A 20,417-nucleotide genomic window follows, 5' to 3' on the forward strand; every position below is an offset into this window, starting at 1 on the left:
ACCCACCTTTCTCTTCAGTGAAGGATCGTGCCGAGTACATCCCGGACTTCGTTTAGTTCGCTCTCCGGCACAAGAATCTCGTATTGCTTCGAGACCTTACCTTCGCGAACCTTTACCAAAAACCCTTCATCTGTCAAACGTTGCTGTATCCGTTCTGCAATTCTAGCGCTAGGAGCGATGTAGATGACCGTCCACATGCTGGCTTCCTCCTCAATCGTCCAATACAGGACTGCATCATCATATCACAGCGCCAGCGCCCCTCGCAAATTGGGGGAAAACTAAAGCTTGCTGTTCTCCAAATGCTTCTTCATTCTCTCTAATGCGACGTTCACATCGCCTTCGCGAATGGCTTCCATAATCTGTCGATGCTCTACGAGTGCTGCACTCGCTCTGCCTTCGCGCGACAGTGATTCAATACGGATACTGTTGCTGTACTCAACCAAAGGCGTCCAGATGCGATGCAGAATCGAGTTGCGGCTGGAGCGACATATGACACGATGAAACTGATAGTCTTCCTCCGCAGGTACCTCGCCTCTTGCTACTCTTTCCTCCGCAATGGCCAGGATGCGTTCCATTTCATCAAAATGCTTGTCAGTCGCCCGTCTACAGGCTAAGCGGACAGCATCCAGCTCTAGCATTCGCCGCATCTCGATCAAGTCCTTCTTGGTTTTGGTATCCCGTAGGATAAAAAAGCCAAGAATATCGATCAGCCGATTGTGTCGGTAATGCTTGAGGAAGGTGCCTTCCCCGCGACGCGTCTCAATGAGTCCGAGCAGCTCCAGAGCCCGAAGAGCCTCTCGTACAGAGGAGCGACCTGCTCCCAGTTGCTCGGACAGCTCGCGCTCAGACGGCAGCTTGTCCCCGGGTCGCAAGTTTTGCTCCTGAATGATTTCATGAAGTTGCAGGAGAATTCCTTCGTAAACCTTTCGATCTTGAGAAGAGTCGAGCACGATTATCCTCCTTACTCGTACCTTTAACGAGGAGCACCCTCCACGTTTGTAAGAAGCCTACGTTTTTGCGCGGAGGGTGTCGTCGGTGCCTCGATAAAGAGTATTTTACGCTTCTTGGTAAGAGATAGCTGTCAATTTCGTCGTTTTTTGTTTTACTTCTTCCGGATCAACTGTGATGCGAGCAACACCCGTTTCCATCGCTGCTTTTGCTACTGCCGCAGCTACGTTTGGCGCTACACGTGGATCAAATGCGGAAGGAATCACTTTATCCGCAGTAAGCTCTTCTGGCGTGATCAGGTCTGCGATTGCATATACAGCAGCCAGCTTCATTTCTTCGTTGATCTCCGTTGCACGTACATCCAAAGCGCCACGGAAGATACCCGGGAATGCCAGAACGTTGTTTACTTGGTTAGGGAAGTCGGAACGGCCTGTACCGATTACTGCCGCACCTGCTTCTTTTGCTTCTTGTGGCATGATTTCTGGTACTGGGTTTGCCATAGCGAAAATGATCGGATCGCGGTTCATCGAACGAACCATGTCCTGTGTAACAGCGCCAGCTACGGATACACCGACAAATACGTCAGCGCCCTTCATTGCATCAGCCAGGTCACCTTGCAGCATGCTGCGGTTTGTAATTTTTGCCATTTGTTCCTTCACTGGGTTCATACCGAATGGACGGCCTTCGTACACGATTCCTTTTGTATCCACCATGATTACTTCTTTAACGCCCATAGAAATCAAAAGCTTCATGATCGCGATACCAGCTGCACCTGCACCGTTCGCTACTACACGGATATCTTCCAGCTTTTTGTCAACCACGCGCAGAGCATTGATCAGACCTGCCGCTGTAACGATTGCGGTACCGTGTTGGTCATCATGGAAAATTGGGATGTTTGTTTCGCGCTTCAGACGCTCTTCGATTTCGAAGCATGCAGGAGCTGCGATATCTTCCAAGTTAACGCCACCAAAAGTAGGCTCGAGCAGTTTTACTGTCTCTACGATTTTATCTACATCTGTTGTATTCAAGCAAATCGGGAATGCATCTACACCTGCGAAGGATTTGAACAGAACTGCTTTCCCTTCCATAACCGGCATTGCTGCTTCTGGTCCGATGTTTCCGAGACCCAGTACAGCAGTACCGTCGCTGACTACTGCAACCAGATTACCTTTCATCGTGTAATCGTACACTTTGGACTTGTCATCAAAAATATCTTTGCAAGGTTCAGCAACCCCAGGAGAATAGGCAAGACTCAGATCGTAAGCATTGCGAACGGGTACCTTGGTCACTGCCTCCAATTTTCCTTGATGTTTTTTGTGAAGCTCCAGTGCTTCCTCTCTCAGGTTGGACATGAGATCCCACTCCATTTCACGATAATAGTTTCTATGATGGCTTGTAGGCAGCAAAAAATGCCTGGGTTATTCCAAGTGGTCTGACCACTTTTTGAGTTATGCTCTCAATATAATAAAAAACTGTTCTCCTGTAAACCTGCCGAAAACGGCGAAAAAGGGAGGACATTCCTCATCCTCCCCAATTTATAGGCATTTCTTTCCGAATTACGCTGTCAGGACCCACAATTTCTCGCGCTTGCTCCAAAAATGACTCATCTACGTCTACCCAATTTGCTTCTGGCAGGCGAATTGTCTGTCTTTTTCCTTCGTAGAAGAGGATAACAGGAATCGTTCCTTTTTTTTCGACAAACAAGCGTGAAAGTCTTTGCAGCGTCGAATCGTGCTCTTGCTCTGCCGATATTTTGACAAATAATACGGTCTCGGCCTTCGGCTGCGGCAGCGTTTGTGCATCCCAGAAACGAGAAGCCAAGAGCTTGACCATGTCGTCCTGATGATCGACTCGGGCTTCTGCCACGACCATTTGTTCGCGCTCGAGCAATGGTGCATACTTCGCATATACCTGTGGGAAAACGACCAGCTCTACGGGTGCCGTTTTGTCCTCTAGCGTAATAAACGCCATCGGGTCCCCTTTTTTCGTTTGGATGCGTCTGGCTTCCGTTATCATTCCGAATACTTTCACCGTCTTGTCGCGCGGCGCATCCCCCAATGAAGAGATAACTGCTACTTCCGGGCGACTGGCGACATGGGCAAATTGATCAAGTGGATGACCGGAGATGTATACCCCGATCAAATCCCGCTCCTCTTTTAATTGCTGCGTATGTGAGAGCGGCGGTACCTCGGGATATTCTGCCAGCTCACGCAGTGGTGCCGCATCTTCTTCACCCGCAAATAGATTGAGCTGGTTGGCGTCACGCTCAATTCTCTTGCTGTTTGCCTTTCCTACCGCTTCATCTAGCAATAGCAAAAGCTGACTGCGATGTCCTGGCAACGAGTCCAACGCGCCGCATAAAGTGAGCGACTCTACTACTCTGCGATTGACTAACCGCGCATCCACGCGGGCACAAAAATCAAAGACGTCGCGATACGGTCTGCCTTTTCGCTCTTTCACGATTGATTCGATGGCACCGTAGCCGACGTTTTTCACTGCGGCCAAACCAAAGCGAATCGCATCCTGCTCCACTGTAAAGTAGGCCAGGCTCTTATTCACGTCAGGCCCAAGCACGGTAAGCTGTAGTCGCCGCGCTTCTTCCGTGTACTCGGCAATTCTCGTTTGACTGCCAATGGACAACGAGAGTAGCGCTGCCATGAACGCAAGCGGATAAGTTGCTTTCAAATAAGCCATCTGATAGGCAATGACCGCATAAGCCACCGAGTGGGCTTTGTTGAAGCCATAATCGGCAAAACGCACGATCAAATCGTAGACTTGATTGCCCAGCTCTTCTCCGTACCCTTGCCGGACACAACCAGCCACGAACTTCTCCCGCTGCTCCGCCAATAGCTCCCGTTTCTTTTTCCCGACTGCTCGACGCAAAATATCTGCCTCACCAAGACTGAAGCCTGCGAGTGTCGAGGAAATCTGCATGATTTGCTCCTGATAAATCATAAAACCGTGTGTCTCCTGCAAAATCGGCTCGAGAACAGGATGAGCGTACTGTACTTTGCTCTGTCCGTGTTTGGCGGCGATGTACTGAGGGATGATCTCCATCGGCCCCGGGCGATACAACGCCAGAACCGCAATGATGTCGTCGAGGTTGCTCGGCTTCAAATCTCGCAGCACATTGCGCATCCCCGAAGATTCCAGTTGGAAAATGCCGGTTGTCTCTCCACGGGAGAGCATACGAAACGTTTTCTCATCGTCTGTCGGCAACTTATCCAGATCAAGCGATATTCCCTGCTCCTGCAAATGACGCAATGTCTCCTGAATGATTGTCAAATTGCGCAAGCCGAGGAAGTCCATCTTCAATAGACCGACTTCTTCGAGAATCTCCATCGGATACTGCGTGAGCGCCAAGCCTTCATTACCCGTCTGTAATGGAACGTAATTCGTCAGCGGTTCACGCGAAATGACGACACCCGCCGCATGTGTGGAGGCGTGGCGCGGCAAGCCTTCTACACCCCTTGCCGTTTCGATCAATTGTGCTGCCTGTTTGTTTTCCGCGCACAGCTTGCCGATATCCGGGTTGATCTGCATCGCCCGCTCAAACGTCATACCTGGCGATTGTGGAATCATTTTGGCCACGCGATCCACGATGCCCAAAGACAAGCCTAACGCCCGCCCAACGTCACGCACTGCTGCACGAGCCGCCATCGTTCCAAAGGTAATGATCTGGGCGACACGATCATGACCGTACTTGCTCGCTACATAATGAATGACTTCGTCACGGCGCTCTACGGAAAAATCGATATCAATATCGGGCATCGTCACCCGCTCCGGGTTGAGGAAGCGTTCAAAGAGCAACTGAAAGCGAAGTGGATCGACATTCGTGATTTTCAAAACGTACGCGACCAGACTACCTGCCGCAGACCCTCGTCCTGGTCCAGTCGGTATCCCGTTTTCGTGAGCGTACCGCATGAAATCCCATACAATCAGGAAGTAATCGGTGAAGCCCGTCCCTGTAATAATCGCCAGCTCGTGATCCAGGCGCGCTTGCACCTCTGGCGTAATCTCACCGTATCGCTCCAGGCAGCCCTTTTCACACAGTTCACGCAAATACTGTGTGGAAGCTTGTCCCTCTGCCAAAGGAAATTCCGGCAAAATATGCGCACCAAAGGTAAGCTCCAGCTTGCACCTATCTGCAACGGCTATCGTATTCGCTAACGCCTGGGGAGCAAAGGCAAAGAGCGCTGCCATTTCCTCGGCACTTTTTAGATAGTATTGATCCGTCTCGTAGCGAAAACGATTTTCTTCGCCAATCGTCTTGCCTTCTTTGATCGCCAACAAGATATCATGCTGCTGGTGATCCTCCCTGTGGATGTAGTGAACATTGTTCGTCGCAATCAGCGGAATCCCCGTCTCCTGGCTCAGTTTCACTAGACGAGTATTCAGCCTGCGCTCCACTTCTAGGCCATGATCAGCCAGTTCCAGATAAAAATGCTGTTCACCAAACACTCGCTGATACTTGCGGGCTGCTTCTTTCGCAGCGTCCGCTTCTCCAGCCAGTAACAGCTTGGCTACTTCCCCTTGTTGGCAGCCGCTTAGTGCAATGAGTCCGTCTGTATGCTTTGCCAACACCTCTTTGTTGAGACGCGGAAGAATGTAGTTGCCGTCTGTATTCGCGATTGTCGCCAGCTTCAGGAGATTCCGGTAGCCCATTTCGTTTTCAGCGAGAACGATCAGATGACTAGGTGGCGGTGCATTTCGCACGCGATCTTGAAGATTTCCTTCTATTACGTATATTTCCATTCCGATAATCGGTTGGATGCCTGCCTCCAGACAAGCTTTATAAAACGGGATCGCCCCGTATAGATTGGCATGGTCTGTCATAGCCAGTGCATGCATGCCCAATTCGCTGGCTCGCTTCACTAGCGCATCGATACGTGCTGCTCCGTCCAGCAGACTGTACTCCGTATGAACATGCAAATGGACAAAGGAGGTCATGATATTACCCCTCTCACTTTTCACGATTGAAACTATCTCTCTTACATTATACCGGAAGTATAGCGCATCCGGACGTTAAGAACAAACGTTCTCGCTTGTATTTGACCGTTCTCCCCTGATTTTGGTAGGATGGGTAATACCAGAATGGCTAGAAAGGATGAATCCATCTATGTGGTTTGCCTTTTACATGACCGGTGTTCTCGCTTCCCTGGTAGCAAGCGTCTACTATAGTATCCATGCGCGCAGACGAGGCATCCATCCGCTTGAATCGCGTATGTTGCTAGGGAAAATGAATGTGTCATTGGGGATACTCGTGTCTTTGTTCGGCATTAATCAGTTTACTTTTGATTCTCTCGATACGATCCGCATTGTTGTCGCGTTGATCATGTTGATTGTAGGGGCTATGAATTTATTTTTGGGAACTCGCAATTATTTCCGTTATCGCACAGCTTGGCAGGCAGAATTGAAAAAAGGGGTATAAGTGTTCAAAAACCTCAATAAGAAAAAGGCATGGGAACAGTTTTACGTTCCGCATGCCTTTTTTATTTTTGGGAAAACGTTGACTGGAAATACTTTTCCTCTATTCCCAGCTGTTTATCATACAAACCTGATAGAGCACTCGCTATAATGAATTTGTGTGACATTCTATTGCTTCGACAACCTGAGCGGCAGTGCCGAAGGTTGTCCTTTTTTCTGTTCAATTCAGAAGGAAACGATTTCCTGCTATTGCAGGTCTTCGGCTTTTGCCCACATTTCCTCTGGATTCAGCTCATAGATGCCCTCTTCTCGATACATATAATGATTCATGATGAATTCCCGGCGAATCGTAGCATAATCCTCGTGGAATTGGCGAATGTATTCGTTGATCTCTTGTTCCTTGTATTTGCGATCTTTTTCTAACCCACGGACCATGTATTCAAAGACGATCAGCTTTTTCTTCCGCTGGGACGGAATTTGTTTCAGCTTGCCATCTGGCGTAATGAAGCTGCGAATGACCTGCATTTTTTCCGCTGCCATCTGGTGCCTCCTCTGAACATGTGAGTTGTCTTGCGCAAAAATGTCCTCTGTTGTCGAATCCTTTGCTTTTTCCATGACGTTCACGATTGCCTGCGACTGGCGTTTTACATTGGCTTCGTGCAGGTAAAAGTAAATGGTGTTTTTATCACGACGTTCGTAAACGACACCTGCTTCTCGAAGCTTTGCCATATGGTGGGTGATGGTGGGAGGTGTTACGCCGAGCTTGCCTGCCAACGCTTGTCCGTGCAGGGGACCATTTGCCAAAATCGCGAGAATGCGTACGCGCGTCGGGTCTCCGAGTGCTTTGTAAAAGGTGACGAGTTGGTTTAATTGCAAAACGGGGCGCTCCTTTCTTTGTCTATTCGTTTCGATTAGATGATATTCTAATTAGATGATAAGTTGGATTTCTTTGGCTGTCAATTCGAGGGCGTATAAAACACCTTAGCCGTTGCTGTTGGGGGCAGCGGAAAAAGGAGAAAACGCTCGAGCTTCTTGGGCCCCCTGCATGGGGTCATTCCTGCACGGCTCCGTGGAAAAAGGGAAACCGCGTCCAAAGTAGTCCTCTCAGGGAGCATATTCAGAGGTGGACGCTTAAAGGCGTGTTTCCCTTTTTCCACTGCGCCTCGGCTGGTGTCCCAAAGAGCCTCGCTTATTTCTCCTTTTTCCTCGAAGCGGCTCTCGCTGTAGTTGTGACTGGTTTTTGTCAGTTAATCAGGATGATTGAAGCGTCTTGCATTCACCTTCAATGATGTTTAATAAAGCTGCGTAGAAGAAGCGCATTTCCAGTCAAGCGCCTCTGGAGCCCTACTCAGCGTAGGAATGAATGACGGGGAATTTCAGCTTTTATTACATACAAAAACGCATTTGCGTTTTCTGGTTTGAAGCGCTCCCGTCATTCATTCCGGAGCGGACAGTCTTCCCCCCTTGCGGGGCGGAGGCCGAAGCGTAGACTGGAAATGCGCTTCTTCTCCCCACTACAGCCACTTTTCCAAAAAAAAGAACAGTCATAAAGAGACTGTTCCTTTAACGCTCAATAATTTGCGCAGTAATCATGGCCTGCCCCACGAGCTGATCCCCGTGGAATACGGATACTTCGACTTTTCCGAAGCGGCGGCTGATGTCCAATAGGCGCGGCTTAACTTCGATATGACTTTCCATCTGGACTGGCTTTAGGAAATAGACGGTGATATTTTCCGGTACCATGTCGCCTCGACGATGATGACGCAGCAGGTTACAAGCAGCCTCGACCATGACCGTCGTCATAATTCCGCTGGCAATCGTACCGAGATGGTTGGTCATTTGTGGGCTCACATCCCCAAGATAGACCATCTCATCTGCTTGTCGCTCCTCACGGAAATGGGACATGATCAGATTCGGGAACGTTTCACTCATCTGGGGTTGCTTAGCTGTAAATTGCAGTGCTTTTAACACGTCGTTGCGGCTCAAGACTCCTACGAGCTTGCGATGGTTGTCTACGACAGGCAATAGCTCGATTCCTTCCCACACCATGGTGTGCGCAGATGACGCTACGGATACCCGCGGCGAGGTCGTAATCGGGTTTTTCGTCATGACCTTATCGATCGTCGCCGTTTCCTCGTGACCGATGATGTCTTTAGAGGTAACAATCCCGATCAGGCGCATCTGCTCGTCAACGACGGGGAATCTCGTGTCCTGATACAGCTCCGTATACTGGTGCCACTTGGCAACAGAATCTGATGTCAATAAGACAGGCGTTTCTGCAAGCGGCTTCAAAATATCCTCTACCATTACGATTTCCTTTTTGATGAGGCGATCATAAATGGCTCGGTTAATCATCGATGCTACCGTAAAGGAGTCGTAGCTGGAGGAGATGATTGGCAGAGCTAAGCGGTCAGCCAGCTGCTTGATTTCCTCGCTTGTATCGAATCCCCCGGTAATTAATACAGCAGCCCCTTGCTGCAAAGCGATCTTGTGCGCCTGATAGCGGTTACCGACAATCAAGAGACTTCCGGCATCGATATAGCGCATCATGGCTTCGAGCTGCATGGCCCCTATTACAAATTTATTCAAGGTCTTGTGTAAGCCTTCACGTCCGGCTTGCACATGACCATCGACGATGTTCACAACCTCCGCAAAGGTCAAACGTTCAATATTTTCCTTTTGCTTCTTCTCGATTCTCACCGTGCCGACACGCTCAATCGTGCTGACGTATCCTTGTGTTTCCGCTTCCTTGATCGCGCGATATGCAGTCCCTTCACTCACATCCAGGTCTTTCGCGATCTGCCGCACGGAAATCTTCGAACCGATCGGAAGGCGATCAATATGTTGCAAGATTTGTTCATGTTTCGTTGCCATATTGCTATTCCCCCTTCCTTTTCTCCCACCCGTTCCATGTACGTGCGCTCCTTCGACCAATATACCCGAAGGCGGGGCAAAAAAAAAGGGTAGCTTTTTCGAAAGCTACCGACCAGAAAGTATATCATTAAGGGGGTTTTCATCGTGCTTTTATCATACCCAAGGAATATTACAGGATTATTACAACACAGTTACAGTTTCTTTTCAGTTTTAGTACGTGTTCAAAAAACGACTCTTTGAACTTCCTTTTTCTTAACCGAAGAAGTTTGCCAATAATCCTTGGAATAGCCCTATAATCCCGCCAAGGATAAATCCGAGCACGGTAATCATGCGGAATTCCTTGCCTGAGATCCCGACAACCATCTCTTCAATTCTTTCAATCGGGAAACCCTCTACTTGCCGGGTAACAATATCCCGGATGGTCAGGCGCGAAAATATTCTCTCTATGTTTTGTTGCAGCGTGTCCACCATCCACTTTGCCAAACGAGGAACGAGTTCCGTTGTCACCGTCTCAGAAAAAGGCGCTGTCAAACGAGACAGAGGCTCGTCCACGATACGCAGGCTTTGCTCCTCCAGCTTTGCAAAAAGCTTCCGCGCCCAGTCGTCCACTTGATCTCGCCCAATCCAGGCAACCACTTCGCCCACATTTTTGTCCAAGAGCTTGTCCGCTTCCTTATGCAAAAAGTAGTGCACGCGCTCGGAAAGCTCTCTGCTTTGCAATAGCTCATCGAGATACGGGAGAATCTTGCCCAAAATCTTGTCATCCCCAAGAAACATCCCGACCAAGCCACCAAACATGCCTCCGCCTCCACCGAGCAATCCGCGAACCATGTTTTGCAAGGTTTGCTGACCTTCCGGGGAATGTAAATATTCGCGGAAACGTTTCAAAAGCAGTTCGCTCACACTGCCAAGTGCAACATCCAGGCGCTCTCGTCCGTTTTCCGTAACGAACTCTCGCAGTTTTTTCTCTTCATATTGTGCCAGAACCTGTTCAACAAAAGTACCCCATTTCGCCTCGATAGGCGCGCGGACACCCTCACTCCACGTTCCGTCTTCCTTAAATAACTGTGGCATCACCGTGAGCAATGCTTGACGTAGACTACGCTCATCTGTCATCCAGTCGCGAGCGATGGTGTTCATCCATCCCGTCAGTGTGCTCTCCAAACCACTCTGGTTCAGCGCACGCTTGACCCCCTCTGTCGTCAGCAAATGTTCTTCGACGAGTCTGCCCATTTGTATCGCGATATCGTCCCGTCTCCTCGGGATCAATCCCGGAGTAAAAGGCACTTTCCATCTGCCTATATACCACGGTTTTACTGGTTTAAACAGCATTCGGATGGCTAAATCATTCGTCACTCCACCGATGACAGAGCCTACTGCAATATTCACTAATAGTATCCAAGCGTTCATAAATCCTAACAACCTCTCTTCTCTACATGGCACCAAACGTTTTGGATGCTCATACCATAGACTAACTTTTGCCTGATGGGAAGGGGATACTCATGTCCTACGTTCCAACAATCGTTGTCGAAAACGAGATAATATCGGAAGTAGACCTTTACCTGCCCCAGGCGCACTTGCGCAAATGGAATCTTTCAACACCGTCCACCATTGCGGTTCAATTTGGAAGCAAAACCGTTTCCGCACGCTTAGGCAGTTGGGAACGGGGAGGCAAAACCTCGGGTAAAACCTTCATACGACCATCTTTAGCTCAATCACTACATCTGCCCAGGGGCGTTCCACTCTTAATCCGTTATGATGCGAGTCAGAAAACAATCGTTTTCGGACCGTATGTAGGTGTTCTTGTTTCGACCTACAATGCAGCGTTCTCGCAAGCACCGTTTGGACACCTAAACTCTTTCTTCCAGGAGATGTCTGATATCACCCGTAAACGCGGAGGTATCCTTTGTGTATTTCGGCTTCAGGATGTCAACTGGGATGCGGAAATCGTGCGCGGCATCGTTAGAAGAGGAGGCGTCTGGAGACAAACCTTACTTCCTCTTCCGCAATGCATTTACAACCGGCTCGTATCCCGCCAACGCGAACGAAGTGAACAGATGGTCAACTGGGTTCAACGCTGCAAGGACGCTTCCATTCCCTTTTTTAACGAGCGTTTTTTGAATAAGTGGCATGTACACGCCGCTCTTGAGAATCAACCAACAGCCTCCGAACATCTTCCTAGTATGGTTCGTTATTTGAAACAGGAAGACCTACGGCAAATGCTATCTACGTATCGCACCGTTTATGCAAAACCAGCTAACGGCAGCATGGGGCGCGGGATCATTCGAGTTCGCAGTTCGCCTGAGGGATACCAGCTCGCGTTCCCCGGAGGATTGCGCAAATCATTTGCTAGCATTCAGAGCTTACATCAGTATTTGCAAAAAAGGGCAAAAGGCACATCCTATTTGCTGCAACAAGGGTTAACGTTAATCGGCATCCAAGGACGACCGACAGATTTTCGTGTATTGGTACAAAAAGACCGAAAAGGCGAATGGTCCATCACTTCCATGGTAGCTCGCCTGGGATTAAACCACATTGTTTCCAATATAGCCAGAGGCGGGCAAATGATGACTCCCCTTCAGGCGCTGCGAGTTTGTGGACCACGGGCGAGCGCGATTCGACCATCCCCTCAAACGTTACGCGCAGTAGCACTTAAGCTCGCGATCCTTTTAGAAGAATCACTGCCTGGGCAGTACGCAGAATTCGGAATTGATCTGGGAGTCGATGTCCATGGACGTGTGTGGCTATTGGAGGTCAACAGCAAGCCATCCAAGACAGCCAAAACCGTTCCGTTGCCTGAGGGTGCCGAAGAGCTGCCTCGGCGTGCTCGCCCTTCTGTCATTCGCATGCTGGATTATTCCGCCTTTCTAAGTGGTTTTCCCCGGACCATTCAACCACAAAAGACGATAAAAAGAAGACCGAAGCGCAACAAAAACAGGCGAAGGTGACCTACATGACAGCATCCGAGAGAAGTCTGGGCATCATGGCCCGGTGCCAAGGCTCCCACTTTGTAGACAAAGGGTACTACAAAAAGCTTACGCTCTATGGACGCAAGCACGGCATTCGCGTCTTCGTTTTTTCACCACGTCAGGTTAACTTTTCCACCCGAATGGTAAAAGGCTTCGAATATCGCAATGGGTCCTGGCACGCGAAAGACTTCCCAATCCCCGCCTTTATCTATGATCGTTGCTTTGTGGGCCCATCTTATCGCCACTATAAACCATTTGTGGAAAAGTTGCAAAACGATCGCAACATTACGTTTTTGGGGCATGGTCTGTCTGGAAAATGGCAGGTGCACCAGATGCTCGTTAAGTCCCCTCTCCTCGCCCCGCTGCTCCCGCCTACTGAAATATTCTCATATCCTGTGCTCCATGCAACCTTGCAAAAATACGGGGCAGCCATCATCAAGCCGATGGCGGGAACTCACGGTATTGGCGTCGTGAGAATCAAAGAAGTGCGCAGTGGCTATGAAGCTTCTGGACGAAACCGAGACAATAAGCCTTTCACCAGGCGAATTCGTGACACTGCCGGATTAAAAAGTTTTGTGTCTGTCTTTACTGCCGGCCGCAAGTTCCTGGTACAGCCCTATTTGGAGTTGCATACCCCGGATGGTACCCCATTCGATGTCCGTGTTCTGGTTCAAAAAAACGGGCTGGGTAAATGGGGGACGACTGGCAAAGCTGTGCGACTGGGAGATAAACGCAGTATCACCTCCAATTTGCACGGAGGAGGGAAAGCAACACCTCTGGCCTCTTTCCTGCCCCTTCACTTCACATCCGCAAAAGCGGCACGCATCGAGCAAACAATCAAGCGAGTGGCAGAAGAACTTCCCCGTTTTTTGGAAGAGTCACACGGCAGACTCGTTGAGCTGGGAATCGATATTGGCATCGACACCGCAGGTAATGTTTGGATCATTGAGGTAAACAGCAGGCCAGGGCGAACCGTTTTTCGCATGATTGACGACCCGACTGCACAACTGCATTCGATTACTCAGCCTGTTCGCTACGCCCACTATCTCATGAAAGAGCGTGTAGGAGGTTAAAGCATGGAAACGTTCAGAATGCGGCTTCGCTTCCTTTCCAACCCCCGTATCAGTGGGATTATCCTACCAGCTACTCTCTTCCAACAGCTACAGCTACGGCAACGCCAAAAAATAAAGGTCTTACTGGGTAAAAAGGAAGTAGTCGCAACTGTCTTACAAGATAAACGCAATCCGGATACGAACGTCTTGAAAGTGACGACGCTCTTGCAAACGGAGCTGGGCATTCCTCACCCTGGCTTGATCCAGCTCAAACTAGAAGGCTCTGCACTCCGGATCGGTCCTTCAATCGGGATCGTTACGACTGGCATAAGACGAGATCCCAAGCAGCCAATTGGCCCTCGCACCTCGTTTTTTTACAATCTGTTACAAGCTCAAGAAGGGAAAGGCGTTTTCTACTATATATTTTCCCCAACCGATGTGGACTGGGAATCCAGTACGGTCAAAGCGTGGTTTTTGCGCAGAAACAAGTCAGGCGGCTACTTTTGGAAAAAGCATGTGACCGCCATGCCCGATGTCGTCTATGATCGTATTCCCTCTCGTTCGGCAGAAAAACATGAAGCCGTCCAGGAATTCAAGTTTCGACTCGCCAGTTACCCCAATTTACCAATGTTCAATCAGGGCTTTTTTAACAAATGGGGCGTGCACCAACTGCTGTATCCGAATCCAGAAGTGAATGAGCATATCCCGGAGACTTACACCTCTCCTTCTCTTACCACTGTTCGAAACTTGCTGCGTAAATACCCCATCGTTTACTTGAAGCCCAAAAATGGAAGTCTCGGGTACGGCATTGTCAAAGTTGTTCACCAGGCAGGCGGTGGCTTTACTGCCTCCTATCATACAGGCAGCGGCAATGTAAAAAGACAATTTTCCAAGCTGTCCAGCCTTTATCAGCATGTCTTCCGCAGTCGTCGCGTCAGTGCGTATCTGGCACAACAGGGCATTTCGCTCATGACATTCCATGGACGACCGTTTGATTTCCGTGTTCACTTGCATAAAAATCAGCAAAACGAGTGGGTCGTCTCCTGCACGGCAGCCAAGGTTGCCGGTTCTGGCAGCGTAACTACCCACGTACGCACGGGTGGAACTGTCATCCCCGGCGATGACCTGTTGCAGCACCTGTTTGGCAGACAAAAACCCCTCATGACTCAGCGCATTTCTGACGCGTCGATCCGACTCGCTACTGCAATCGAACTGGCAAAAGGGATTGATTTAGGAGAATTGGGGCTGGACATGGGGATTGATACGCAAGGCCATGTCTGGATGTTCGAAGCGAATTCCAAGCCTGGCCGTTCTATATTCAAGCACGCCCGACTCAAGGAAGCTGATCACGAATCACGCAAGTTGCTCGTCGATTATAGCTGTTACTTGGCCAATTTCTAGTCGCACGCGATCTGTACCGTTTTTCAGGAAGGAGGAACACCATGCTTCAGCAGCGCTCCGGGTGGCTGACGATCCTCCCTAGTGGTAGATGGTTCGTACAGTTACCTCGGCTAGTCCTTAAACGCTCGCCAAAGCCACTGGTCGCCAGTCTCGGTCCCTTTTCTCATACGAAACGGATATACGCTGGTTTACCCCGCGTGCAAGCAAGCCGTATTCGTACACGCATTAACTGGAAAATGGCGGACGACTCCCTGAAGCTTGGCCCATTATTTGGCATATTGACCGTTGGTGAAGGGGCAACATTTTTAGGAAATCGCGAGAACTTCAAGGATATTACTCAATCGGGAAAACAATGGGGTGCACTCGTATATGTGTTCACTCCTCAAGGAATCAATTGGGAGAAGAAAAAGGTGCGCGGCTATTTGTACAACAATCGTCTTAACTCGTGGCAAGAGGTGATTCTACCTTTCCCCCATGTGGTTTACAACCGAATTCCGACGAGAAAAGCAGAACGGCGCCCTGAAGTCCGAAGAGCATTGAACCGCATTCATGAGATGCCAAATGTCACATTGTTTAATCGCAGCTTTTTTGACAAGCAAAAGCTGTTTACGATGCTTGAGTCCCACCTGGAGGTGCAAGCTTTTCTACCAGATACGAAACAGCTGGACACCTTGGCTCGCTTTCGAAGCTTTTGCACTGAACATCGCTTTGTCTACTTGAAACCTGTGCGCGGTAGAGCTGGTCAGGGGATTATGCGCATTGAGTTCAAAAACGATAAGTGGTTCCTGCAACGGTTAAAGGAGCAAAAGGCCATTACTCGCCGCTTTTCCAATTTGAATGACGTATGGAAGCATATTAGACTTCATGTCAAACAGCAGAAGTACATCATGCAGCAAGGTATCCATCGTGCCCGTTACAACGGCAAACCTTTTGATGTGCGCGTCCTCGTACAGAAAGATGGCGAGGGCGAGTGGAGCGTAACCGGAGTTGGCATTAGAAGGTCTGGCTCGCAAAGCATCACCACTCATGTGCCACGCGGCGGCTCGATCCACTCGTTATCAACCGTTACGCAAGCCTTGTTTACTAATAATCACGAGCAAATGGAAAGACATATTCACGATACGGCACTCGCCATCGCACGATCATTAAATGCAGAATGGACGGATTTGGCTGAGATGTCGATGGACCTTGGCTTGACAGAAGAAGGAAAGCTATGGCTTTTTGAAGCGAATGCAAAGCCGGAGAAATTCGATGAACCATCGATTCGACGATTATCGTTAGCCAATTTGATCCACTACGCACAACATGTCTCCCACTTGCAAAGCAAGCGAGGGAATGCCGCAGGATAAGGGAGTCGAACAGCACTGGCTGATTCACAGACGACCTTGGTGCGATTTGCCCGTCAGGAAGGGGAACGGCGCATCACCCAACGAACGACTGGCTGACGCGATTGACCCCCAGGCTGTTGGCTCATAATGGGTCAATCCTTCCTGATTGTAGATAAACGCTACCGCAATAGGTGAATCGGCATGCTGGCTGTACGTGCGGGTAGCACTGAACAATGAGGCAAGTCACACGTTTTGATCTAAAGGAACATGCCGTTTAGACTCCGGCATGTTTTTTTCGTTATCGGATGCATGACATGATCGACCTTGGAAAAAATACTCCATGGAGGTGGTCTTAACCATGACCCATACAATCAACCATATGATGCAATCCCAACAACAACCGCAATTTTTTGGAGCAATGAGCCCTGCAGGCGCGATGTTCCAACAAGGATACGCCGGAACAAACGTACAGGAAGTACAACATTGGAACCACGGCGGGCATGCCCAATCCATCGGGACCCCTACACCGGGCATGTCCTACGGCGGGGCACAATCGATTTTTTCCCCTAACTTTGCGAATACCAATGTCCAGGAAGTAAGACAGCTCAATCAAGCTGGTTATCCTCAACAACAACAGCAGCAATATGGCTATGGGCAAAATCAAGCGCTTCTCCCTATGCAAAACCAATTCTCCGGCTATGCACAAGGCCAGCAAGCTGGCTACATACAAGCACAGCCTTCTTATCAGCAATCGGTTGGACAAGGCTCCATTTTCTCTCCGGGCTTTGCCGGCACAAATGTTCAAGCGGTTCAAGCTCGCAATCAAGTTGGCTATAGCGGCTACGGAGGACAAGCTGGCTATACGAATCAAGCAGCGTATCCGCCGCCAGCGATGACTGGTAGTATTTTTGCGCCTGGCTTTGCCAATACCAATGTCCAGGAAGTTCGCCAGTTGAATAACACTGGCTATGGCATGCAAGCGCAACAAGGTCAGCAGCAGCAACCTCAGCTGCAACCTCAGCTACAACCTCAGCTACAGCCACAGGCATATGCCAATCAGGCGTACAGCAATCAGGCTGGCGCAGGAGCACAATCGATCTTCTCTCCCGGCTTTGCTGGCACAAACACACAAGAGGTTCACCAATTAAACACCCCAGGCCAGATGGCTCCTCACACAGGCTCCATTTTCCCTGGCACTTTCTAAATGAGAAAAGCGTGACCATCCATCGCGACGGTCACGCTTTTTGTTATGAGTCAACGGTCTGCATTTTCCCAAATCGCCTGATACACGGCATGCAAATCTTGCAGACTCTCTTCATCCACTGTAAAAATGATGCTACCAAACACGTAGGCATCCTTCTGCACACAGGACCATCCATCCCCGGTTGGTTGAAACTGCGCCTCCACACACACCTCCGTCTGATCCAGCTGTTGCCGTACCGCTACATGCTTTTCCAACGAAGGTCGATATCTTTCCATCACTTGCGCAAGGCGTTCATCCTGACGCGCCAGTCGATACAGGGCAAGCTCAATCTGGAGCCAGCAGGTCACATAAAAATGAAACTCCAAAAATAACGTGTGTACGGCTGCACGGATTATGTCGTGGTCACCAGCTTCCAAGGCTGCACGTGCTTCCTGCTTTTTCTCCTGAATCAGGTCAAAATGACTGACTGCTCCACGGTAAAACTTGCGCACCACGTTGTACAACATCTCTGGCGTACGCTGCGGAAGATTTCGATGTCGGTTTTGCACATCTCGCATGGCTTGTTCTCCTCTTTCCGACGCTCGTTTTCTTCTATTGTACAACAATGGTGCACGATGCAGGCAGCCTACTCTTTCCCGTTTTTCCAGTAGTCATAAGCATGAATGGCGAGCCCCCAATAAGAGGAGTACCGATCCAGCGCTTTTGTCACCAGATCCAGCTGCCGATCCATTTCGCCCATGCCTTCCTCGTAAAAGGTGATCCCATTCCCTTCGTGGCTCTCTTTCGTCTCCACGGCGACGACCAGCTTTTTCTGGAGGCTCTCTGCGTACTTCATCTGATTTTCAACCAAGCCGATGATGCTGGGAGCACGATCGCGAAATGCCATCAAGGTCGTGTGATCAACCTGTTTGATCATCCAATGCGAAAACGGCAATTCGGGCTGACCTGGAGTCGGTGTCTTGTCCAGCCATGCAGCGAGATCGACGCTCGCTTCCAAGGAAGTCCCGTCCTTGGTCTCCTCGACAAATGCTTCGATGTTGTCCATCCACTGGCGCAAGACTTCCTCTTTATCCTCACGCCAGACAGGAAGGACATACGGCTCGATATCTAAGTGAATGCCGTGAAATTGCTCTTCTGTCGAAACAGACTCATTGTAGTCTTTCACCCAATTCACGAGCTTCATGATCTTGCTCCGATTTTCAGCCATCGCCCAAATCGGATGACCGCCCATCGCATGAACCTCGATACCCGCTTCACGAGCCTCTCTCACGAAATCGCGATAATAGGAAGTCGGCTGCTCCAAATCAAGACGAACATAGAGGAGATTCACCCCGTTTTGTTCCGCAAAGGAGAGAATTTCCTCCTTTTCCGTGCCAATCAATTCTGCACGCCATATGTAGGTGCCTCTGTAGCGTTGCTTCGTTACCGGGGGCAGTGGCGTCGCCTCCTTCCAGTAGCGATAATCGTGAATCGCGACACCAGAGAAGGACGGATGCTGTGCCAAATGTGCAGGCAATTGCTCTAATTGCTGTTTCATAAGAGCCGAACCTTCCTCTGCAAAAGAAGCATGGTCTTCATCAAGTGGCTTCATATTTACAGCAACCAAGACACGCGTCTCTAATTCATCCGCTTCCTTCATTTCCTGATCAATCAAATTCAGGATGCCGTTTTGACCGGAAAGTGTGTCACGATACGCCATGATACATACCGTATCAAACTGGCTTATCATCCATTTGGACAAGGACATCTCTTCTTGTCCCGGAACGGGGATATCGTCCAGCCAAAATGGAATGGCTGCACTGGCAACCAAATCCTCATCTTTTGACACCTCGGCTGTGAACGCCTGCACATTGGCTTGCCATTCACGGATAATCCGCTTCTGATCGTCCTCCCAAAACGGCAGGAGATACGGCTCGATGTCTAACTGAATCCCGCGAATTCGCTCATTCTTTTCCGCTTCTCGGTTGTAGCTTTTTACCCAGTGGACGATATTCATCATCCGCTTTTCATTGCTCTTGAGTGCCCATGCCGGATGGCCAGCAACCGCATGAACCTCGATCCCCATCTCTGTTGCTTCGCGGATAAAATCGCGGTAGTAATCATAGGGCTTGTTCATTTCAATTCGCAAGTAGACGAGATTAATATCGTTACTTTTGCAGAAATCGAGAATCTCTTGTTTCTCTCTCCCGATCATTTCGGATTGCCAGATCCACGTTGCTTTACTCTTCTTCTCCGCGGGGGAAAAGCCGAACAGAAAGCCGACAGTCAGGCAGAGAACACTCAAATAGATGCGCGCAGCTTTCATTCTTCAAAGTTGCTCCTCTCGTTGACTTGCGTGCTTCCAGCTCTCGTAATCATGGATCGCACTTCCCGCAAACGCCGGATTGTTTGACAGCTCCTCTTGTAAAATGGCCAACTGGTTGTTCATCTCTTCAGTGCCTTCTTCATAAAAACTCACATGAGCGCCTTCCATCGTTTCCATGATGTTGACGCCTACGATAACCGACCCTTTTTTGTGTACATTGGCATCATCGACGATCTTCTCTACTATTTCGATGATCCCATTTTGCCCAAGGGCTTGATTGCGGTAGGCCATTAACGTAATACTGTCGAGTCGCTGCACCATCCAGTTGCTCACTTTCTCATCACTGCCAGGAACGTTTACGGAGTCGATCCAAAAAGGCAAGTCGGCACCGACAGCGAGATCCGTATCCTTCTTCGTCTCTGCTGCCAGATAGCTGACATTTTTCAGCCATTGCCGGACGATTTTTTCCTGGTCTTCCTTCCATGCAGGCAACAAATACGGCTCGATATCGACGTGAATTCCCGAGAATCGTTCATCTGACTTGGCATTGCGATTGAACGCCTTCACCCAGGAGATGAGATCGTCGATGCTCTGGCGATTCGCGGTTAACGCCCAATTTGGGTCACCGCCAAGCGCCTCTACCTTAATGCCTACTTGGTTGGCTTTTTCAATGAAAGTACGATACGTCTCTGGCGCAACTACTGCTGGTTCAACGTGAAGATAGATCAGGTTGATGTCGTTTTTCTCGGCAAACTCGATCATTTCATCGGTTTGGGTCTCCATTTGCTTGGCATCCCATATCCAAGTTGCTTTTGTCAGGGCGGAGCGGGTGTTTGCCAACGACAGCATGATGATCGAAGCCACTGTCACAAGGAGCAGCGCTATCCAAAGCCAGCTATATCGACGAAA

17 protein-coding genes are annotated in these 20,417 nt (G+C 49.5%); 6 read left to right on the top strand and 11 right to left on the bottom strand.

Features of this window, described 5'->3' with window-relative positions; genetic code table 11:
• Window positions 1–14: 14 nt before the first annotated feature.
• From ACFVS2_RS22420 to ACFVS2_RS22435, 4 genes are all read right to left on the bottom strand, one after another.
• A complete protein-coding gene (locus ACFVS2_RS22420; protein ID WP_007725347.1) occupies window positions 15–197 on the bottom strand; it encodes a hypothetical protein in 183 nt (60 codons plus the stop codon).
• 81 nt (window positions 198–278) lie between these two features.
• Window positions 279–950, bottom strand: coding sequence for a FadR/GntR family transcriptional regulator (locus ACFVS2_RS22425; RefSeq protein WP_012685105.1), 672 nt, complete (start codon window positions 948–950; stop codon window positions 279–281).
• A gap of 105 nt (window positions 951–1,055) precedes the next feature.
• Complete coding sequence (gene ystJ / locus ACFVS2_RS22430; RefSeq protein ID WP_007725350.1) at window positions 1,056–2,300, bottom strand: NADP-dependent malic enzyme; 1,245 nt, start codon at window positions 2,298–2,300, stop codon at window positions 1,056–1,058.
• 169 nt (window positions 2,301–2,469) lie between these two features.
• Complete coding sequence (locus ACFVS2_RS22435; protein ID WP_390237870.1) at window positions 2,470–5,898, bottom strand: DNA polymerase III subunit alpha; 3,429 nt, start codon at window positions 5,896–5,898, stop codon at window positions 2,470–2,472.
• Window positions 5,899–6,067: 169 nt separating this feature from the next.
• Between ACFVS2_RS22435 and ACFVS2_RS22440 the strand changes: the two genes are divergently transcribed.
• Window positions 6,068–6,379, top strand: coding sequence for a YtpI family protein (locus tag ACFVS2_RS22440; protein ID WP_106841697.1), 312 nt, complete (start codon window positions 6,068–6,070; stop codon window positions 6,377–6,379).
• Between the two features lie 242 nt (window positions 6,380–6,621).
• On the opposite strand, the gene ACFVS2_RS22445 is transcribed toward ACFVS2_RS22440, so the two are convergent.
• The 3 genes from ACFVS2_RS22445 to ACFVS2_RS22455 form a co-directional block, all read right to left on the bottom strand.
• Window positions 6,622–7,251, bottom strand: a complete 630-nt coding sequence (locus ACFVS2_RS22445; RefSeq protein ID WP_390237872.1) for a DUF2087 domain-containing protein — start codon at window positions 7,249–7,251, stop codon at window positions 6,622–6,624.
• Between the two features lie 687 nt (window positions 7,252–7,938).
• On the bottom strand, window positions 7,939–9,249 hold the full coding sequence (locus tag ACFVS2_RS22450) for a DRTGG domain-containing protein (protein ID WP_173620010.1): 1,311 nt from the start codon (window positions 9,247–9,249) through the stop codon (window positions 7,939–7,941).
• A 252-nt stretch (window positions 9,250–9,501) separates the two neighbouring features.
• Entirely contained in the window at window positions 9,502–10,659 is a 1,158-nt protein-coding gene (locus tag ACFVS2_RS22455; RefSeq protein ID WP_173620011.1) for a DUF445 domain-containing protein, read from the bottom strand.
• A gap of 92 nt (window positions 10,660–10,751) precedes the next feature.
• Between ACFVS2_RS22455 and ACFVS2_RS22460 the strand changes: the two genes are divergently transcribed.
• Genes ACFVS2_RS22460 through ACFVS2_RS22475 form a run of 4 tightly spaced genes read left to right on the top strand, consistent with a single transcriptional unit; the run spans window position 10,752 to window position 16,020 of the window.
• Entirely contained in the window at window positions 10,752–12,197 is a 1,446-nt protein-coding gene (locus ACFVS2_RS22460) for a YheC/YheD family endospore coat-associated protein (protein WP_173620012.1), read from the top strand.
• A 5-nt stretch (window positions 12,198–12,202) separates the two neighbouring features.
• Window positions 12,203–13,291, top strand: a complete 1,089-nt coding sequence (locus tag ACFVS2_RS22465) for a YheC/YheD family endospore coat-associated protein (protein ID WP_173620013.1) — start codon at window positions 12,203–12,205, stop codon at window positions 13,289–13,291.
• Window positions 13,292–13,294: 3 nt separating this feature from the next.
• Window positions 13,295–14,671, top strand: coding sequence for a YheC/YheD family endospore coat-associated protein (locus ACFVS2_RS22470; protein WP_173620014.1), 1,377 nt, complete (start codon window positions 13,295–13,297; stop codon window positions 14,669–14,671).
• Between the two features lie 41 nt (window positions 14,672–14,712).
• Window positions 14,713–16,020 (top strand): YheC/YheD family endospore coat-associated protein, encoded by a 1,308-nt coding sequence (locus tag ACFVS2_RS22475; RefSeq protein ID WP_173620015.1) that lies wholly within the window; start codon window positions 14,713–14,715, stop codon window positions 16,018–16,020.
• A 24-nt stretch (window positions 16,021–16,044) separates the two neighbouring features.
• Here the strand turns inward: ACFVS2_RS22475 and ACFVS2_RS22480 are convergent, their stop codons facing one another.
• The gene (locus tag ACFVS2_RS22480; protein WP_157230928.1) at window positions 16,045–16,233 is read right to left on the bottom strand and encodes a hypothetical protein; all 189 of its coding nucleotides are present in this window, start codon (window positions 16,231–16,233) and stop codon (window positions 16,045–16,047) included.
• A 124-nt stretch (window positions 16,234–16,357) separates the two neighbouring features.
• Here ACFVS2_RS22480 and ACFVS2_RS22485 point away from each other — a divergent pair, with 124 nt between their 5' ends.
• A complete protein-coding gene (locus ACFVS2_RS22485) occupies window positions 16,358–17,203 on the top strand; it encodes a hypothetical protein (protein ID WP_390237877.1) in 846 nt (281 codons plus the stop codon).
• 50 nt (window positions 17,204–17,253) lie between these two features.
• Here ACFVS2_RS22485 and ACFVS2_RS22490 read toward each other — a convergent pair whose 3' ends face one another.
• The 3 genes from ACFVS2_RS22490 to ACFVS2_RS22500 all read right to left on the bottom strand — a co-directional run bounded on the left by ACFVS2_RS22490 (window position 17,254) and on the right by ACFVS2_RS22500 (window position 20,378).
• The gene (locus ACFVS2_RS22490; protein ID WP_390237879.1) at window positions 17,254–17,760 is read right to left on the bottom strand and encodes a hypothetical protein; all 507 of its coding nucleotides are present in this window, start codon (window positions 17,758–17,760) and stop codon (window positions 17,254–17,256) included.
• 68 nt (window positions 17,761–17,828) lie between these two features.
• The gene (locus tag ACFVS2_RS22495; protein ID WP_390237882.1) at window positions 17,829–19,508 is read right to left on the bottom strand and encodes a hypothetical protein; all 1,680 of its coding nucleotides are present in this window, start codon (window positions 19,506–19,508) and stop codon (window positions 17,829–17,831) included.
• 3 nt (window positions 19,509–19,511) lie between these two features.
• Complete coding sequence (locus ACFVS2_RS22500; RefSeq protein WP_228088332.1) at window positions 19,512–20,378, bottom strand: hypothetical protein; 867 nt, start codon at window positions 20,376–20,378, stop codon at window positions 19,512–19,514.
• Between the last annotated feature and the right edge of the window lie 39 nt (window positions 20,379–20,417).

It is taken from the genome of Brevibacillus sp. NPDC058079 (assembly GCF_042885155.1).
Lineage (GTDB): Bacteria > Bacillota > Bacilli > Brevibacillales > Brevibacillaceae > Brevibacillus.

What these genes read in the sequence shown, in the direction of transcription:
- ACFVS2_RS22420 (WP_007725347.1), bottom strand. Translation starts at nt 197, where the DNA reads ATGTGGACGGTCATCTACATCGCTCCTAGCGCTAGAATTGCAGAACGG.
- ystJ (WP_007725350.1), bottom strand. Translation starts at nt 2,300, where the DNA reads ATGTCCAACCTGAGAGAGGAAGCACTGGAGCTTCACAAAAAACATCAA.
- ACFVS2_RS22435 (WP_390237870.1), bottom strand. Translation starts at nt 5,898, where the DNA reads ATGACCTCCTTTGTCCATTTGCATGTTCATACGGAGTACAGTCTGCTG.
- ACFVS2_RS22440 (WP_106841697.1), top strand. Translation starts at nt 6,068, where the DNA reads ATGTGGTTTGCCTTTTACATGACCGGTGTTCTCGCTTCCCTGGTAGCA.
- ACFVS2_RS22450 (WP_173620010.1), bottom strand. Translation starts at nt 9,249, where the DNA reads ATGGCAACGAAACATGAACAAATCTTGCAACATATTGATCGCCTTCCG.
- ACFVS2_RS22455 (WP_173620011.1), bottom strand. Translation starts at nt 10,659, where the DNA reads ATGAACGCTTGGATACTATTAGTGAATATTGCAGTAGGCTCTGTCATC.
- ACFVS2_RS22460 (WP_173620012.1), top strand. Translation starts at nt 10,752, where the DNA reads ATGTCCTACGTTCCAACAATCGTTGTCGAAAACGAGATAATATCGGAA.
- ACFVS2_RS22465 (WP_173620013.1), top strand. Translation starts at nt 12,203, where the DNA reads ATGACAGCATCCGAGAGAAGTCTGGGCATCATGGCCCGGTGCCAAGGC.
- ACFVS2_RS22470 (WP_173620014.1), top strand. Translation starts at nt 13,295, where the DNA reads ATGGAAACGTTCAGAATGCGGCTTCGCTTCCTTTCCAACCCCCGTATC.
- ACFVS2_RS22475 (WP_173620015.1), top strand. Translation starts at nt 14,713, where the DNA reads ATGCTTCAGCAGCGCTCCGGGTGGCTGACGATCCTCCCTAGTGGTAGA.
- ACFVS2_RS22485 (WP_390237877.1), top strand. Translation starts at nt 16,358, where the DNA reads ATGACCCATACAATCAACCATATGATGCAATCCCAACAACAACCGCAA.
- ACFVS2_RS22490 (WP_390237879.1), bottom strand. Translation starts at nt 17,760, where the DNA reads ATGCGAGATGTGCAAAACCGACATCGAAATCTTCCGCAGCGTACGCCA.
- ACFVS2_RS22495 (WP_390237882.1), bottom strand. Translation starts at nt 19,508, where the DNA reads ATGAAAGCTGCGCGCATCTATTTGAGTGTTCTCTGCCTGACTGTCGGC.